General features: G+C 56.5%; 2 protein-coding genes. One reads left to right on the forward strand and one right to left on the reverse strand.

The genetic code is table 11. The features are described 5' to 3' along the window. Positions 1 to 106: 106 nt before the first annotated feature. A complete protein-coding gene (locus DJ74_RS18465) occupies positions 107 to 442 on the forward strand; it encodes a hypothetical protein (protein WP_141212636.1) in 336 nt (111 codons plus the stop codon). A 4-nt stretch (positions 443 to 446) separates the two neighbouring features. On the opposite strand, the gene DJ74_RS19370 is transcribed toward DJ74_RS18465, so the two are convergent. Further along, positions 447 to 672 (reverse strand): hypothetical protein (locus DJ74_RS19370; protein WP_217900304.1); only part of this gene is annotated, 226 nt, incomplete at its 5' end.

Consider the following 672-nt stretch of genomic DNA (forward strand, 5'->3'; position numbering starts at 1 on the left):
TGCTTAAGTTAACACGACCAGAACGCGCCTCTCCCAATTTTATATGACGAACCGGTCAACTCCCGACCATCGGCATGATAGCCCTGACGTGGAGTACCAAACTCCCATGGAGCACGGCCTCTCGCGGATAAATCTGGAAATGGGCGTTTCGGACGGGAAGGTTGACTGGTTCGTCGTTCAACTCGAACAGAACGTCGGTCAGCGATACGGAAAACGCGACTGGCGACAGGTCGCGCGGTCCGATCATCACCCCGACTCAGCGTGGGGGCACGACGTTGAGGCCGAGCGACTTCATCTCGATTTATATCGAGATGGGCAGAAAGTGGACGTTCAGCGGGGATTCCCGCCGGCGAGCGCCGAGAACGCACCAGCGTACTGTGAGCGTTTTTTCGAAAAACGTGCCGGGAATCTCCTTGAGAGATACGGTCCGCGAAGCGAGTAGCCGCCTACCGTTCCGCTTCCGGAACCGATTCGAGCTCGTCGAGCTCCGGAACCGGCTTGTCGTCAGCAGAGAACTTTTCCACGGGGTCACCGGTCTCTTCGGCTAAAACGGTATCCGCGGATTTTGTCTCGTGGGCAGGCATGAGTCTCGTGTACGGACGCTGTATGCCTCGGATAAATAGCTTGTTACCGCGTTTATACGAACGAAGGTGAATACGAGGAGCTATCGGG

The organism is Halorubrum sp. Ea8, from assembly GCF_002252925.1.
Lineage (GTDB): Archaea > Halobacteriota > Halobacteria > Halobacteriales > Haloferacaceae > Halorubrum.

Bases quoted from the DNA above. Each gene is read 5' to 3' on its own strand.
- DJ74_RS18465 (WP_141212636.1), top strand. From the start codon at position 107: ATGGAGCACGGCCTCTCGCGGATAAATCTGGAAATGGGCGTTTCGGAC.